Below are 18,483 nucleotides of genomic sequence, written 5' to 3' on the forward strand. Positions count from 1 at the left end.
TAAACCTATAAAGTTCAATAAGATAAAAGATAGAGATTATGAACAGATTACCAATACTATTTCTCTTTGTACTATTGTTTGGTGCTTGTTGTCATCTACAGGCAACCGAACGTTTTATCACAACAGAAAAAACCAATGATGCCATTCTTCTGAAAGATAAATCAGTCAGAATCTCATTATATGCAAAGGCTCAGATGGATGCAGGAATTATGAGGGCGGTAAAAAACCTGCAAACAGATTTTCAGAAAGTAACAGGTGAACAGCCCAATATACTGAATCAGATTTCTGGGGTCAATTCTCCTTTAATTATCATCGGAACCATCGGAACAAAATCGGTGATCGATGACTTAATTAAACAAAAAAAGATCGACGGGAAATCATTAACCGGAAAAACAGAAAAATATATTATCCAAAATATCAGCAATCCATTTCCGGGAGTTTCGGAAGCCATTGTGATTGCAGGAAGCGATAAAAGAGGAACCATTTATGGCATTTACGAAGTGTCGAAGCAGATTGGCGTTTCACCATGGAATTACTGGGCTGATGTTCCGGTTGAAAAGAAAGAAAATTTATATTTCAAAAAAGGAATATACACCGATGGAGAACCTGGCGTAAAATACCGTGGAATTTTTCTGAATGATGAAGAACCTTCGCTTGGCAGTTGGGCACGAGCAACTTTTGGCGGGATTAATTCAAAATTTTATGAAAAAGTTTTTGAACTGATCCTTCGTCTGAAAGGCAATTACCTTTGGCCTGCCATGTGGGGAAAAGCATTTTACGACGATGACCCTTTGAGCGGACCTTTAGCCAATGAAATGGGAATTGTAATGGGAACTTCGCATCATGAACCGATGGCTCAGGCACAGACTGATTGGCACCGATATATCAAAAGAAATAATTTGCCTAATGTGTGGGATTATTCTAAAAACGCCAAAGTATTACAGGAATTCTGGAAAGCGGGAATCATGAGAAGTGAAAACTGGGAAAAACTCGTTACTGTTGGAATGCGCGGCGATGGTGATGAAGCAATGGGAGAGGGAACGAATATTTCTTTACTGGAAAGTATAGTAGAGGACCAGCGCAAAATCATTGCTAATGTCACTGGAAAAAAAGCTGACAAAACACCTCAGGTTTGGGCTTTGTATAAAGAAGTTCAGGATTACTATGATAAAGGAATGAGAGTTCCGGATGATGTTATTCTACTGTTTTGTGACGATAACTGGGGCAATGTGAGAAAGCTTCCGGACCTTTCGAAGCCTTTGCATAAAGGGGGTTACGGAATGTATTATCATTTCGATTATGTAGGCGGACCGAGAAATTCTAAGTGGATCAATATCAGTCCGATTCAACGGGTTTGGGAGCAGATGAATCTTTCGTACGAACATAAAGTAGATAAAGTTTGGGTGGTCAACGTGGGTGACTTAAAACCAATGGAATTTCCGATCAGCTTTTTCCTGGAAATGGCGTGGAATCCGAAACAATTTAATTCTAAAAACCTTTTGGAATATACCGAAAAATGGGCTGCACAGCAGTTTGGAGAAAAACATTCAAAGGAAATTGCCAGGATGATTAACCTGTATGCAAAATACAATCGCAGAGTAACTCCGGAAACGCTTGACAGTAAAACATTCAGTCTTGAGAATTATGATGAATTTGAAATGGTATTGAATGACTACAGAGCGTTGGCATTAGATGCATTACGTTTGAAAGACCAGATTCCGGCAGAATATCAGGATGCCTATTATCAGTTGGTTCTATACCCGATCGACGCGTGCAGCAATTTATATGAAATGTATTACGCTGTTGCCAAAAACAAGGAACTGGCAGCTAAAAAAGATATTCAGGCCAACTTCTATGCTGATAAAGTGAAAGATTGTTTTGAAAGAAATGCTTATCTCGACAATAAATATAACAATGAGATTTCCGGAGGAAAATGGACGCATATGATGGATCAAATGAAGATAGGATATAAAGCCTGGTTTGACGGAAAAATAAATATAATGCCTGAAGTGACTTATGTTTCCCAGGCAAACGTACTGAAAGAAAAAGTATTTGCAGAAAGAAGCGGGTATGTTTCTATTGAAGCGGAAAACTTTGCGAGGATGAATAATTCAGACAGGATTCATTGGGAAGTGATCCCTGATTTCGGCAAAACAAAATCAGGAATTACAACTTTTCCACAAAACGCCTATCCTCAATCCGATGAAAATATTTATCTGGAATATGATATTAATTTTGAATCCAAAGGAGAATTTGAAGTTCAGCTTTTGTTGGCACCAACTTTAAATTTTAATCATAATAAAGGATTGCGTTATGAGATTTCATTTGATGGAGAAAAACCCGAGACCGTTAATTTTAATGGACATTACCGTGGAGAATTGGGGAAATGGCAGTCGGAACAAATCATTAAATCAGTGACGAAACATCAGATTTTGCAACCAGGCAAACATACGTTGAGATTTAGGGTTCTGGAGCCGGGAATTGTTTTAGAGAAAATACTTATTGATACAGGAAGTCTTAAACCAAGTTACCTGGGAGCTCCTCAAAGTGATTATTCAGAAAAATAAAAGAAGAGCGTAATTGTTGAAAATTGATGATGGTGAATTTTATGAAGGGATAATTTTCAGAGAGAAGCTGAAATAACGACTTAACAATCATCATAATCTATTCATTAGACACATTTAACACCACAATTTAACAACTTATTACTATGAAAAAAATCTTCAAATTAATACTTGTAATGATTACAGGTATTGCAATTTCAGTACAGCTGAATGCACAAAATGTGCAGGCAAAAGTAAAAATTGATAAGAATATTGCTTATCAGAAAATTACAGGTTTCGGCGGTTTTGTTTGTAGTCCACAGTTTGGGTACAATCATATGACTACCACAGAGATCCAAAAACTCTGGGGTGCAGGGAGTGAAGGAGGGTATAATATAATGCGCCTTTATATTCCCGAGCAAAGCAGCAATTGGAGCACTGCTCTTGCAACGGCCCAGCTGGCTAAATCAATGGGTCTTACCATTTTTGCCAGTCCATGGACAATGCCGGCAGCATGGAAAACCAATAACCATGTCAATGCTGTTTATACTGATCCAAACGGTGTCCAGCAAATAGGCTATCTGAAACCTGAAAATTATCAGGATTATGCTTTGTATCTCAACAATTTTGTAACTTATATGCAAAATAATGGGGTAACATTAGATTACATATCTATACAAAATGAGCCCGATGAAATGGCACAGTATCAAGGGTGTATCTGGACTCCGACACAAATAGCCACCTTTGTTAAAAATTATGGACATCTCATCAATTGCAAGGTAATAGCACCCGAAAGTGTTGGTTTTACAGATAATTTTGCCAATGCATTTTTGGATCCTGCGGTGATGGCTAACTTTGAGGTGTACGGAGGTCATCAATATGGCTCAATGCAGTCTGTGTACAAGCAGTTTCAAAATTATAACAAAGAAATATGGCAGACAGAATATCTGATCAATTGGAACTCATCAAGTAGTTCAGCTCCACGAGATTTTGCATGGAATACGGATGGTTTCACTTTTGCAAGAAGTGTTAATAATGCATTGCTTGGAAATGTAAATGCATGGATTCATTATAGCTCTAAAAGGTACTATGGTCTTATGGGAGACGGCTCATACGGAACAGTTTCCGGGGACATGACCAAAAGAGGATATATTCTATCTCAATATGCTAAAAATACAACGGGAAAAACAAGGATAGATGCAAAATGGGAAACCTCCGGTGGAACATTGGAAGGATCTTCTTATATCTCGCTGGACGGAAACCAGATCACCCTTGTTGTTATCAATTCTTCTTCCAGCACGTATGATCTTAAAGTTGATCTGCCATTCTTTACTACTTCAGGGACACAGACAACCACATCGCAATCCTTGAATATGGCCTCATCACCTTTCTCTTTCAATACGGCGAGCTTCCGTCCGACGGTTCAGGTGAGCCCTTCTAGTGTAATGACTTTTGTTTTTAATAAAAGCGGTGACAGACCAATATCCTTAATGACGGGCGGTGATGTTCATTATAATAAAATTGAAACTCAGATTCCAACCAATTCAGCGTTTGGTATTAATTACCAGCTTAGCGGAAAGACAGTTACCTTCTATAATTCCACCCCATTGATAAGCTCAAATACAGATGCTACCAGTGGATATTTAAATCTTGATGACCGTTACAACAAGTTAGTTTTTAATATACTGAATTATACCACAACCAATTTGCCGACTTCTTCCAATACGACGCTGTATTATGTAGATGCTAATGGGACAGTAAGATCTTATAATTACGGCAGTATAGCATTTCCTGCTCCGGGCTCCGGAAGTTTCGATCTGGTATTTGATATATCAAGAACGGTTCTTCCGTATGGCTGCAAGGGAATTATTGGGCTTCGAAGCGGAAATTACAGCTCAATTCTCACCCTCACTCTTGGTGATGTTTATTTCAATGTTGGTAATGAAAGAGCTTCAAAATTTGCAGCAGCTTACTCGCTTACAGACAGCAATCTTACGGATGCTCTGGAAAATGAATATTATACATCCATTGATTTCAGAGATGTTACAGGAAACACATCGGCAGATACTTGGAACAGTGGTTCTTCCAATCGTAACAGTATTTTTTATATTAACGGAAGTGTCAGTAACAATAATATAAATGTAATTTCAGGCAATTCCTGTCAGAATCTGACTCTTTCGGATTTGGGTAAAGATTTTCAGGTGCCTTTTGGCTTTACAGCAAGTTCTGCAAAATATACTAGAACTTTCAATGGATATGGGATCGTACTTTTACCTTTTCAGGCAGCCATTCCATCGGGAGTTACAGCATATATGATGCAGCCAGGTTTCGGAAGTGTTGTTTGCACGCAGATTTCCAATGGTATCATTCCTGCCAATGTTCCTGTATTAATCAATGCTACAGGAAGCAAAACATTCACAGGATCAGGTGCTGTATTTACACCAAAAGCAATTACGATCAATCAGATAAATGGTGTTTATCAGTCTGTAAAAGTAGCTGCGGGAGGATATGTACTGAAAACAGAAAGCGGGGTTACAGGATTTTATAAAGTAACAGCTGGTAATGAACCAACAGTCGGTTCGTTTCAGGGATATCTTACTGAAAACAATGTGTACACAAATAACCTTCTCCCTTTGAGCTTTGCTACACTTAAAGTAAGCAGTGTAGTAGAAGCGAAAAATGATATTATTTTGTACCCAAATCCCGCTAGAAATGAAATTTTTGTTGATTGGAAGTCATCTGATGCCGTATATTCAATTAGTGATGCAAGAGGAGGTACAGTTTCTTATCATACAAAACTTAGCCGTGGTAAAAACAGAATTGATATTTCAAAACTTCCTTCAGGTGTATATTTTATTGAAATTTCCGGTTTAGAGGAAAGCATCAAAACTAAATTTATAAAACAATAATTTCATTCATATTTAATGAGAATATGCTTTCTCACAAAGTTACCGGTTTATTCCGGTGACTTTTTTTCTTTATCATTTATAATTAAGTGTAATATATACATTTATTCAAAATAGAATCTTATATTTGTCTTTATCGCATTGTAAAACCATATTTAAAGGTAATATTTAGCACGTTTTAATGAAAAATTGCTTTAAAATCAATCATATGAATAAAATTTTATCAACCATATCAGTCATAGTTTGTGTGTTTAGTTCTGCTCAGAATTATAAATATCCGTTTCGAAATCCAAGTCTGCCGGTTGAGCAAAGGATTGAAAACCTTCTGGGATTGTTAACAGTGGATGAAAAAATCGGAATGATGATGGATAATTCCAAAGCCGTTCCCAGATTGGAAATCCCGGCTTATGGTTGGTGGAATGAGGCACTTCATGGGGTAGCTAGGGCTGGAACCGCTACCGTTTTCCCTCAGGCGATCGGATTGGCAGCAACCTGGGATGTTCCGGAACACCTCAAAACTTTTGAAATGATTTCTGACGAAGCCCGTGCCAAATACAATAAATCTTTTGATGAGGCGAGCAAAACCGGGCGTTACGAAGGTCTTACCTTTTGGACTCCGAACATTAATATTTTCAGAGATCCGCGATGGGGAAGAGGTCAGGAGACGTACGGAGAAGATCCTTATTTAACCTCTGTTTTAGGTGTTGCTGCTGTAAAAGGTTTGCAGGGAAATGATCCTAGATATTTTAAAACCCACGCCTGTGCCAAGCATTTTGCGGTTCACAGCGGTCCGGAATGGAACAGACATTCCTACAATGCCGAAATCTCGAAAAGAGATCTTTATGAAACCTATCTGCCGGCTTTCAAAGCGTTGGTTCTGGAAGGAAATGTTAGAGAGGTGATGTGTGCGTATAATGCATTCGACGGTCAGCCTTGTTGCGCGAATAATACTTTGCTTAATGAAATTCTTCGCGGCAAATGGAAATATGATGGTATGGTGGTTTCAGATTGTTGGGCTTTGGCAGATTTTTATCAGGAAAAATACCATGGAACACACCCCGATGAAAAAACAAGCGCTGCAGATGCATTAAAACATTCAACAGATCTGGAATGCGGGGATACTTATAATAATCTTAATAAATCTCTGACAAGTGGATTAATTAAAGAAAAAGATCTTGACGTTTCTATGCGAAGAATTCTGAAAGGATGGTTTGAGTTGGGAATGCTGGATCCTAAATCTTCCGTTCACTGGAACAATATTCCTTATTCTACTATAGATTCTAAAGAACACAGAGAGCAGGCATTGAAAATGGCTCAAAAGTCTATTGTACTGATGAAAAATGAAGGAAATGTCCTTCCTTTAAATAAAAATATTAAAAGAATTGCCGTTGTAGGTCCCAATGCTGATGACGGAATTATGCAGCTTGGAAACTACAACGGAACGCCTTCTTCAACTGTTACGATTTTAAGTGGAATTAAAGCTAAATTTCCTAATGCTGAAATCATCTATGAAAAAGGAAGCGAAGTAGCAGATCCATCGTCCAGAACATCTCTTTACCAGAATTTTGTAAGCCAGAAGAATGGTGAAAAGGGAATGAAGGTAGAGTTTTTTAATAATAATGAATGGAAAGAAAAGCCAGTCAATACTTCGACTAATAAAACAGGAATTACCTACAACAGTTTTGGCGGAACCCAGCTTGCTCCGGGAGTTGCCAGAGAAAATACTTCGGCAATAATATCCGGTGTTTTTAAAAGCACTTATTCCGGTGAGGTGATATTTTCTGCTTCAACATCAGATATTTATACACTTGTGATCGATGGAAAAGAAATTGCAACAAGAAAAGGTCCCGATGCAAGGCATCCTTCGGAATTTCCGGTGAAAATGGAGAAAGGAAAAGAATATCAGGTTGAGCTTCGGCACAGCCAGAAAGGGAAATATGTTAGTATTGGTTTTGAAGTGTACCGAAAAGATCCGGTGAATTTTAATTCAGTAAAAGAAAAAGTAAAAGAGGCTGATGTAATTGTTTTTGTCGGCGGACTTTCTCCAAGCCTTGAAGGGGAAGAAATGATGGTTAATGCAGAAGGTTTTAAAGGAGGTGATAAAACTTCAATAGAGCTTCCGAAAGTTCAGCGTCAATTGCTGGCTGAGCTTAGAAAAACAGGAAAACCTGTTGTGTTCGTTCTGTGTACGGGAAGTGCGCTTGGTTTGCAACAGGACGAAAAGAATTATGATGCTCTAGTGAATGCTTGGTATGGTGGACAATCCAGCGGAACAGCAGTGGCAGATGTTCTTGCTGGAGACTATAATCCTTCCGGAAAATTACCTATTACTTTTTACAGGAATCTTGAGCAATTGGATAATGCACTTTCAACAACAAGCAAGCATCAGGGTTTTGAGAATTATGATATGAAGGGAAGAACGTATCGTTATATGACCGAAGATCCTTTATACTCATTCGGTCATGGTTTAAGCTACTCAAAATTTATTTATGGGAATGCTGAATTGAGCAAAAAAAGTATCAATTCAAATGAAAATATTACGATAACAATTCCAGTTACCAATACTTCAGAAAGAGACGGCGAAGAAGTGGTGCAGGTGTATGTGAAAAGAAATAACGATGTTTTGGCACCCATAAAAACTTTAAGAGCTTTTGAAAAAGTTTTGATTAAAGCAAAAGAAACAAAAAATATTCAGCTAAAGATCTCTGAAGAGTCTTTTAAATTTTACGATGAAAAAGCAGATGATTTAATTTTAAAATCAGGAGATTATACTGTTTTGTATGGCGGAACTTCAAAAAATTCAGAACTAAAAAGTCTTGAGTTGAAAGTCCAATAAATTTTTTTAAAAAATATGATTATCCACAATTTGAAGTAATTGAAAAGTCTTAATGAATTTTGCTGAGCAGGCCATTTTTTGTCTGTGATTTTATAAAATATAAAGGAATCAGCGAATTTCATTTGCAAGTTTAAAAGCAATTGTCATTTGAGAAAGATTTGTGCTAAAAAGCATTATTTCTAAAAATGGGCATTCAAAAAAAAATAAAATCTAATCAATTTCAAAATTATAAGAATGAGAAATAAAATTTTCACACTTCTTCTCTCAGGTTTCGTTGCATGTTCATCGGCACAGGCAACAAAATTTACTTTAGACCTGGATGGTAGTCCTACCAACATCAAAATTCAGCCGACAATGTATGGGATTTTCTTTGAGGATATCAATTTTGCAGCCGATGGCGGAATGTATGCTGAGCTTATCAAGAACCGAAGCTTTGAGTTTGATGAGCCATTAATGGGCTGGAAACAGCAAAATACACAAACCCTTTCTCATAATCTGGATTCTGGTTTTTTGACGATTTATTCTGAGCATTCCAAAACCAATAAAAACTATGCAAGAATTACCGTTTACAATGATAAAAAGTACCTATTGGAAAATGAAGGTTTTCGGGGAATAGGACTTCTTAAAGATGCTAAATATGATTTCAGCTTTGATCTGGAAAATGTATCTGGAAATATTTCTGCGGTTATTGCAAGCCTGATTGATGAAAATGGAGAAGTGATTTCCAATGTTCCAATAATTATCAAAGGAGAAGGTTGGCAAAAATATTCGGCTGTTTTTTCTGCTTCTGGGACAGTTGAAAAAGCAAAACTGCAAATCACTTTTACAGGAAACGGTGTTGTGAATGTGGATATGATTTCTCTTTTCCCGCAAGATACCTGGAAAGGACGAAAAGGTGGCTTAAGAAAAGATTTGGTTCAGAAATTATACGATTTACAGCCCGGGTTTTTACGTTTTCCAGGGGGTTGTATTGTGGAAGGCAGAACACTTGCCGAAAGATATCAATGGAAAAAAACATTGGGAAATATAGCCGACAGAGAATATCTCATCAATAAATGGAGCTCGGGGTTTGCACACCGTCTTACACCCGATTATTACCAGTCATTTGGATTAGGTTTTTATGAATATTTTCAGCTTTCGGAAGATTTGGGAGCCGAGCCTTTGCCGATTCTCAGCTGTGGAATGGCATGTCAGTTCAATACAGGGGAACTGGTTCATTTGGAAGAGTTAAATCCCTTCGTTCAGGATGCTTTGGATTTGATTGAATTTGCTAATGGAGATGTAAATACTAAGTGGGGTAAAATTCGTTCAGAAATGGGACATCCCAAAGCTTTTAATATGAAATATATCGGTGTTGGAAACGAACAGTGGGGGGAAGATTACATTGAACGTTACCAGATTTTTGAAAAAGCCATTCACGCGAAATATCCTGACATGAAAATTATTTCAGGAAGTGGACCATCGCCAGACGGAGAATTTTTCGATTATGGTTGGAAAGAGCTTAAGAAACTCAATGCCCAGATTGTAGATGAGCATTATTACAATTCTGCAAAATGGTTTCAGGAAAATGCAGCGAGATATGATAAATACGATAGAAACGGGCCTAAAGTTTTTGCTGGTGAATATGCCGTTCAGTCGGTGAAAACAGTAAGTCCAGACAATAGAAACAACTGGGAATCGGCACTCTCGGAAGCAGCTTTTATGACTGGTCTGGAAAGAAATGCAGATGTCGTAACGATGACTTCTTATGCGCCGTTATTTGCTCATGCCGATGGCTGGCAATGGACTCCGGATCTGATATGGTTTAATAATCTTCAGTCATATGCAACACCCAATTATTATGTTCAAAAATTGTTTTCAAATAATAAGGGAACTGATTTGCTAACAATTTCTCATAATAAAAATTCGGTTAGCGGCCAGGACAAGCTCTATGCAACGGCCGTAAAAGACAGCAAAAATAATCAGGTGATCATAAAAATTGTAAACACAGACCATAAGAACAGGTCAATAGAAATCAATCCTAAAAATATAAAATTAGGGCAAAAATTAATAAAAACGATCCTAACAGCTCCAGCACTTTCTGATGAAAATAATTTTGAAATGGAAAATATACAACCAGTTGAGGAGAATATTGTCATTAAAAATGGGAAATTTTCAATAGAAATTCCTGCCAGTTCTTTGCTTATTTTAAAGACAAAATAAGTCTAAAATACATTCAATAAAGGAAAAAATAAAATTAAGTGTATTTTATACATTTATTTAAAATAGAATCTTATATTTGTTTTATTCTCCGATTAAGGAAAATGTAAATATTTATTAAAACTTAATTCATTATAAAATGAAGAAATATGTTATCGGACTGGATTATGGTACGGATTCGGTACGTGCAGTGCTGATTGATACAGAAAACGGAGCAGAACTGTCTGCCTCTGTCAGCTACTACCAACGATGGAAGCAGGGAAAATTCTGTAAACCGGAAGAGAACCAGTTTCGTCAACATCCTTTGGATCATATTGAGGGTTTACAACAAACCATTTCTGATGTGGTAAAAGAAAGTGGAGTAGCACCAGAATCAATTGTCAGCATTTGTATCGATACCACAGGTTCATCACCGCTTCCTGTAAACAAAGACGGAATAGCATTGTCTTTAACACCTGGATTTGAAGAAAATCCCAATGCAATGATGGTTTTATGGAAAGACCATACTTCTATTGATGAGGCTGAAGAAATAAACCATTTGGCAAGAAACTGGGGCGGTGAAGATTATACCAAATTTGAGGGTGGAATCTATTCCTCCGAATGGTTTTGGGCGAAAATTCTTCACATCAACAGACAGGATGAGAAAGTGAGAAATTCTGCTTACAGCTGGATGGAACACTGCGATTATATTACTTTTCTGCTTTCCGATCATCAGGATTTGGCAACATTCAAAAGAAGTCGCTGCGCAGCGGGTCACAAAGCAATGTGGCACGAATCGTGGAGTGGACTGCCGTCAAAAGAGTTTCTCAATCAGTTAGATCCGTCTCTGGCTGAACTTCGTGACAGGTTATATGAAAAAACATATACTTCAGACGAAGTTGCAGGAAATCTAAATCAGGAATGGGCGGAAAAATTAGGCTTGACTACCAATACGGTCATTACAGTGGGAACTTTCGATGCCCATTCGGGAGCAGTTGGTGCAAAAGTAGAAGAAAATACACTGATCCGTATTATGGGAACCTCTACATGTGATATTATGGTAGCATCCAAAGAAATTATTCAGGAGAAAACCGTTAAAGGAATCTGTGGACAGGTCAACGGTTCCGTTATTCCGGGCTTGATTGGTCTTGAAGCCGGTCAATCTGCATTTGGTGATGTATTGGCATGGTACAAAGACATTCTGACTTGGCCTGTTCACAACATTCTGATGAATTCCAATGTGATCGATAACAATCAGAAAGAACTTTTAAAAGAAGAAATAGAAAATAATCTCATTCGTAACCTTACCTTGGAAGCTGAAAAAATTCCTCTTTCCGAAGCCTTCCCTATTGCGCTGGACTGGATTAACGGACGAAGAACGCCGGATGCCAATCAGGAACTCAAAGCTGCTATCAATAATCTTTCACTCGGTACAAAAGCACCACATATTTTCAAAGCATTGGTTAATTCCATTTGTTTTGGTTCGAAAAAAATAGTAGATCGTTTTGAAGAAGAAGGGGTAAGAATCGAAAAAGTAATCGGAATTGGTGGTGTTGCCAGAAAATCCCCGTTTATAATGCAGACATTGGCAAACGTTCTTAATATGCCCATCGTCATAGCTGCATCTGACCAGGCTCCAGCTTTGGGAGCAGCGATTTATGCAGCGGTTTCAGCAGGGATTTACCCAAATGTTAAGGAAGCAAGCCGGAAAATGGGTTCGGATTTCGAAGCAGAATATTTTCCTCAGGCAGATCAGGTGGAAAATTATGCAGAATTAATGAATCAGTATCAGGTTCTCGCCGACTTTACTGAAAACAGTATAAAACTTAAGAATAAGAAATCCAGATCATTGACCAGCTAAAAATAATTCAGATTTTTTTTTAGACAGCCATATCCGTCTTCCACACCCAATCTTTTTGCCAGCATAAAAAAGATTTCTGCTCAAGCCTGTCTGTGTGCGATTCATTGTTAAAGTAAATCAATAAGAATGGCTTAAATCATCTGTAATTTTTAAAATATTTAATTATTTAATAAAAATAAAATGAGCATCTATAAAGAACTTCAAAGAGAATGTTACGAAGCCAATATGCAATTGGATGCCTTGAAGCTTGTTGTTTATACATTCGGAAATGTAAGCGCGGTTGACCGTGAAAAAGGAATTTTTGCTATTAAACCAAGCGGTGTTCCTTATGAGATTCTAAAGCCTGAAGATATGGTGATTTTAGATTACGATGTCAATGTCGTAGAAGGAAAATTAAGGCCGTCATCCGATACCAAAACCCATGCTTACCTTTACAAAAATTGGGAAAATATTGGCGGGATTTCACACACGCATGCCATTTATTCGGTAGCCTGGGCACAGGCACAACTGGATATTCCGATTTTCGGAACCACACACGCAGACCATTTAACAACGGATATTCCCTGTGCGCCACCAATGCGTGACGATTTAATCGAAGGAAATTACGAATACAATACAGGAATCCAGATTCTTGATTGCTTCAAAGAAAAAAAACTGTCTTACGAAGAAGTTGAAATGGTTCTTATCGGAAACCACGGACCATTCACTTGGGGTAAAAATGCTGATAAAGCCGTTTACAACAGTAAAGTTCTGGAAACTATTGCAGAAATGGCCTATCGCACAAGACAGATCAACCCCGGTGCACCACGCCTGAAAGACTCACTTATCAAAAAACATTACGAACGCAAACACGGCAAAAATTCCTATTACGGACAATAATTAAAAATTAAAATTAAAAATATCATTTTGGATGAAACTCACTGTAGTGAAGAATCTCATTTAAATATAACAAATAGAGATTCCTTATTCTTCGGAATGACAAACTAAATACAGAAAACTATAAACTATCAATTAATATATGTTAACACCTCTCAATACCAAAGAAATCTGGTTCATCACCGGAAGCCAGCATTTATATGGGCCTGAAACGTTGGCTCAGGTTGCGGAACACTCGCGGAAAATTGTTGAAGCTTTTAATCAGTCTTCATTAATTCCTGTAAAAGTTATTATTAAGCCAACCGTAAAATCAACAGAAGAAATTTTTGAAACATTAACAACAGCTAATTATGCAGAAAGCTGCATAGGAGTTGTAACCTGGATGCACACGTTTTCACCTGCAAAAATGTGGATTCGCGGACTGACGGCTTTGCGAAAACCAATGTTGCATTTTCATACACAGTTCAATCAAGATATCCCTTGGTCTACAATGGATATGGATTTTATGAATCTGAATCAGGCTGCTCACGGGGATCGTGAATTTGGTTTTATGGTAAGCCGTCTTCGGAAAAACAGAAAAATAGTTGTCGGACACTGGGCTGAGGAAAGAGTACAGAAACAAATCGGAGACTGGAGTCGTGTTGCAGCAGGCTGGGAAGATTGGCAGGGAGCGAAATTTGCCCGTTTTGGAGACAACATGAGATATGTTGCCGTTACAGAAGGTGATAAAGTGGAAGCAGAAACAAAATTCGGATTTTCAGTTAACACTTGGGGAATCGGAGATTTAGTGAGCATTGTCAATTCTATTGGTGAAGGTGAGGTAAAAACTTTAATGGAAGAATATGAAGCTTCCTACAAAATGGCAGATTCTTTACTTTCGGGAGGAAGCAATAGAAAATCACTTGAAGCTGCGGCAAGAATAGAACTGGGCTTAGAAAAATTCCTCAAAGAAGGAGATTTTAAAGGTTTTTCAGACACTTTTGAAGATCTCCATGGTCTGGAGCAGCTTCCCGGGATTGCAGTTCAAAGGTTAATGGAAAAAGGTTACGGTTTTGCGGGAGAAGGTGACTGGAAAACAGCAGCATTAGTCCGTGCAATGAAAACAATGGGACAGGGTTTGGAAGGCGGAAATGCCTTTATGGAAGATTATACTTATCATCTTAATCCTGTAAATCCTTCGGTTTTAGGTTCTCATATGCTGGAAGTCGATCCTGTTTTGGCGGTTGGCAAACCATCTTGTGAAATTCATCCGTTGGGAATTGGAGGTAAGGCAGATCCGGTTCGTCTGGTTTTTAGCTCAAGAGGAAATATTGATTCTTTGAATGCTGCCTTAATGGATTTCGGAAATCATTTCAGACTGTTAATCAACAAAACAAAATCGTTGGAAATTACCGAAGAATTACCACAACTTCCTGTGGCGAGAGTCCTTTGGAAGCCACTACCTGATTTGTACACGGCAGCAGAAGCATGGATTCTGGCCGGAGGAGCACATCATACGTGCTATAGTGAAAACATCATTGCAGAACAGTTGGAAGATTTTGCTGAAATTGCAGGAATTGAATCCCTGGTAATTGATGAAGATACAAAGATTCGTGATTTTAAGAACAATCTTCGCTGGAATGAAATTTATTATCGCTAAAATTGCAAATTCCTAAGACAATGAGAAAAACAACTATCAATCTGATTATTATTTTTGCAGTTTTATGTATTTTCGGCTGCAATAAAAAAGAAAACGATCAAAAGACACAATCCCAACACATGGATAATATAAAGGTTTCAAACTACGGAGTGACGGCAAAAGGCGATTCCATAAAAAAATATACCCTAACTAATAAAAACGGGATGAAGGTGGAAGTCATCAATTTTGGAGGAATTATTACTTCACTCACGGCCCCCGACAGAAACGGGAAATATGAAGACGTCGTTTTAGGATTCACAAAACCTGAAGGGTATTTCAATGGAAATCCTTATTATTTCGGAGCTTTAATTGGTCGTTATGGGAATAGAATAGCCAATGCAAAATTCACTTTGGAAGGCAAAACTTACGAGATTGATAAAAATGATAAACCAAACAGTCTTCACGGTGGAAAAGAAGGTTTCTATACCAAATTCTGGAATATTGAACCTGTAAAAGATGCGAATTTTCCGACTCTTAAGTTAACTTACACCAGTGCAGATGGCGAAGAAGGTTACCCTGGAAAACTTTTTACAACGGTCTTATATACTTTGACAGATGACAATTCTTTGGAAATTTCCTATGAAGCAACGACAGATAAATCAACAGTTATTAATCTTACACAACATTCATATTTCAATCTTTCAGGGAATTTCACAAAAGAGGTTACCGACCACGAACTACAAATTAATGCGGATAAATTTTTACCTGTAAATGAAACATTGATACCAACGGGTGAACAGAAAGAAGTAAAAGGAAGTCCTTTTGATTTCACCGTTTCAAAACCAATCGGAAAAGATATCAATTCAGATGATGACCAGCTAAAAAAAGGAAAAGGTTATGACCACAACTGGATTTTGAACGGTAACGGAATGAGAAGCATTGCCAAAGTGTACCATCCTGGATCAGGAAGAATAATGGAAGTTCTTACAGACGAACCGGGTGTTCAGTTTTATTCCGGAAATTTTCTTGATGGAAAGTTTGATACTAAAACAGGAGGGAAAAACGAATTCCGAACTGGCTTTTGTTTAGAAACCCAACATTTTCCGGATTCTCCAAATCAATCTTCTTTCCCTTCAACAGAGCTTAAGCCGGGACAAAAATATCAGACTAAAACGATTTATAAATTCTCAGTTAAAAAATAGATTATGGGAAACTTAGCAACGATTGATATCATCATATTTCTTGTTTATTTTGTGGTGGTAGCCGGTTACGGAATTTGGATTTATAATAAGAAGAAGTCCGCTGCCACAGGTAGTAAGGATTATTTTTTGGCAGAAGGCTCACTCACCTGGTGGGCCATTGGTGCCAGTTTGATTGCATCCAATATTTCGGCTGAACAGTTTATCGGGATGAGTGGTGAAGGTTTTTTTGTGGGGATTGCTGTTGCAGCTTATGAATGGATTGCAGCAATTGCATTGATAATCATCGCCGTCTGGTTCATTCCTATTTATCTTAAAAATAAGATTTATACAATGCCTCAATTTCTGGAGACCCGTTATAACAAGTCGGTTTCGTTGATAATGGCTGTATTCTGGCTGTTTTTATATGTAATTGTAAACCTTACCTCGATTTTATATTTAGGAGCCCTGGCTATAGATACCTTACTTGGAGGAGGGCATTTGCATATTATTATGATCGGGTTGCTGTTGATGGCCTTACTTATCGGTTTAGGTGGAATGAAGGTGATAGGTTATACTGATGTAATTCAGGTGGCAGTTCTTATCATCGGAGGTTTTGCAACGGTTTACATGGCTCTTCAGATTGTTGACCAGAGAATTAACGGAGCTGATGTAGGAAATGCTTTCGCAGGATTTCAAACTTTGATGAATGAAGCACCGCAACACTTTAAGTTAATGCTTGACAAACCAACGACTACAACGACCACCTTGGCAATGCCTGAAAATCTGAATGTGCAGAAATATGTGGTTCTACCGGGCTTGGCAATGTATTTTGCAGGGCAGTGGATCGTAAACCTGAATTATTGGGGATGCAACCAGTACATCACACAACGCGCTTTGGGAGCTGATTTAAAAACAGCAAGGACCGGAATTCTGTTCGCAGGATTCTTGAAGTTATTTATGCCGATTATCGTAATGCTTCCAGGAATTGCAGCGTATGTTTTATACACAAAAGGACATTTACCTGGTTTCAACGGGGTAAAAGACGGAGCGTATTCGGCGATTTTAGGATTTTTACCTTCGGGATTGAAAGGACTTGCAGTTGCAGCACTTACCGCAGCAATCGTAGCATCTTTGGCAGGAAAAGTAAACAGTATTTCGACGATTTTCACTTTAGATATTTATAAAAAATACCTGAAAGCAGATGCTACTGAAATCCAGATGGTAAGAACGGGGCGTTGGGCAATAATTATTGCAATGGCTGTTGCTTTAGCCTTTACGTGGACTGATGTTTTGGGAATCGGAGGAGAAGGTGGTTTTACATTCATCCAGAAATATACCGGATTTATCAGTCCCGGAGTTTTTGCAATGTTCCTTTTGGGAATGTTCTGGAAAAGAACGACAGGAATAGCAGCTTTAGTCGGAGTTATTCTGGGATTCTTACTGGCTATTTTCTTCAACAGTTTTGCAGTAGATATTTTTGGGAAAGAAACTTGGCTATACACTGCTTTTACCTATGAAAAATTAGAAAATGGCGTAGTTCATACGATTACAGAAATTCCGTTTTTGATTAATATGGGCTGGTCATTCTTTATCACGGTTGCTGTTATGGTGATAATAAGTTTGGCTGGTCCGAAAGTAAATCCAAAAGCTTTCGCAATAGATGCAACCATGTTTAAAGTAGATTCCAGAACATTGGTTATGATTGTAGTAACAGTTCTTTTACTGACCGCACTTTATGTGAGATTTTGGTAATTTTAAAAAATATTTGAAAATAGGATGCCATTCTTGGCATCCTATCTTTGTTAAAAAAATACTAATGATTTTGTAATTTTAAATAAAGTTTTGAAAAAATATCTCCTTTTTATCGATACCGAAACAACAGGAATCCCGAAACGTTGGAATCTGCCTTATTCTGAAACGGACAACTGGCCTTCAGCAGTTCAGGTTTCATGGATTTTGTATGATGAAAACAGTAAAGAAATTAAAAGAGAGAATTTTTATATTAATGAAGATTTTGAAATCAGTTTACCGTCATTCAAAGTTCACAAAATTTCCAGAGAATTTTTAAGCAACAATGGAAAAGCACGAAAGTTTGTTCTACAGAAGCTTTCAAAAGATATTCAGCAATATCATCCGTTAATTACAGGACATTTTACAGAATTTGATATTCATACGCTAAGCTGTGATTTTTACAGAGCGGGTTTGGAAAATCCTTTTCCTCAAAGTCATTTTTACTGCACGATGCTAAAAAGCAAAGACTATATTTTAAATCCTCAAGTTTATTATTTTCGTTTGCCACAGCTTTACGATTTCCTTTTTAATGAAAAAATGGAAGACTCTCATGATGCTGTGATTGATGCTGAAATGACGGCAAAATGTTTTTTTGAAATTCGTTCTCGCGGAGAGATTTCTGAAGATGAACTTCAGAAAATCCATCACGAAATAGAATGTAAATTAAAATTTTTAACAGATAAAATGGAATAA

Annotated in this window: 10 protein-coding genes; all 10 read left to right on the forward strand. The window is 37.6% G+C overall.

The window, feature by feature from the left end:
* Nucleotides 1-38 precede the first annotated feature (38 nt).
* Nucleotides 39-2,567, forward strand: a complete 2,529-nt coding sequence (locus tag NG806_RS02495) for a glycosyl hydrolase 115 family protein (protein ID WP_261511842.1) — start codon at nt 39-41, stop codon at nt 2,565-2,567.
* Nucleotides 2,568-2,710: 143 nt separating this feature from the next.
* Nucleotides 2,711-5,452 carry a T9SS type A sorting domain-containing protein gene (locus NG806_RS02500; RefSeq protein WP_261511843.1) on the forward strand — a complete coding sequence of 914 codons (2,742 nt, stop codon included), beginning with the start codon at nt 2,711-2,713 and terminating at the stop codon, nt 5,450-5,452.
* Between the two features lie 205 nt (nt 5,453-5,657).
* The gene (locus tag NG806_RS02505; RefSeq protein WP_261511844.1) at nt 5,658-8,285 is read left to right on the forward strand and encodes a glycoside hydrolase family 3 C-terminal domain-containing protein; all 2,628 of its coding nucleotides are present in this window, start codon (nt 5,658-5,660) and stop codon (nt 8,283-8,285) included.
* Between the two features lie 234 nt (nt 8,286-8,519).
* The gene (locus NG806_RS02510) at nt 8,520-10,487 is read left to right on the forward strand and encodes an alpha-L-arabinofuranosidase C-terminal domain-containing protein (protein ID WP_261511845.1); all 1,968 of its coding nucleotides are present in this window, start codon (nt 8,520-8,522) and stop codon (nt 10,485-10,487) included.
* Nucleotides 10,488-10,623: 136 nt separating this feature from the next.
* Nucleotides 10,624-12,324, forward strand: a complete 1,701-nt coding sequence (locus tag NG806_RS02515) for a ribulokinase (RefSeq protein WP_261511846.1) — start codon at nt 10,624-10,626, stop codon at nt 12,322-12,324.
* Nucleotides 12,325-12,504: 180 nt separating this feature from the next.
* Entirely contained in the window at nt 12,505-13,203 is a 699-nt protein-coding gene (locus tag NG806_RS02520) for an L-ribulose-5-phosphate 4-epimerase (protein ID WP_261511847.1), read from the forward strand.
* A gap of 139 nt (nt 13,204-13,342) precedes the next feature.
* On the forward strand, nt 13,343-14,839 hold the full coding sequence (araA, locus tag NG806_RS02525; RefSeq protein WP_261511848.1) for an L-arabinose isomerase: 1,497 nt from the start codon (nt 13,343-13,345) through the stop codon (nt 14,837-14,839).
* Between the two features lie 20 nt (nt 14,840-14,859).
* Complete coding sequence (locus NG806_RS02530) at nt 14,860-16,020, forward strand: aldose epimerase family protein (RefSeq protein ID WP_261511849.1); 1,161 nt, start codon at nt 14,860-14,862, stop codon at nt 16,018-16,020.
* A gap of 3 nt (nt 16,021-16,023) precedes the next feature.
* Nucleotides 16,024-17,751 (forward strand): sodium:solute symporter family transporter, encoded by a 1,728-nt coding sequence (locus NG806_RS02535; RefSeq protein ID WP_214825963.1) that lies wholly within the window; start codon nt 16,024-16,026, stop codon nt 17,749-17,751.
* A 90-nt stretch (nt 17,752-17,841) separates the two neighbouring features.
* The gene (locus NG806_RS02540; protein WP_261511850.1) at nt 17,842-18,483 is read left to right on the forward strand and encodes a 3'-5' exonuclease; all 642 of its coding nucleotides are present in this window, start codon (nt 17,842-17,844) and stop codon (nt 18,481-18,483) included.

The organism is Chryseobacterium paludis, from assembly GCF_025403485.1.
In the GTDB taxonomy this organism is placed as follows: Bacteria; Bacteroidota; Bacteroidia; order Flavobacteriales; family Weeksellaceae; genus Chryseobacterium; species Chryseobacterium paludis.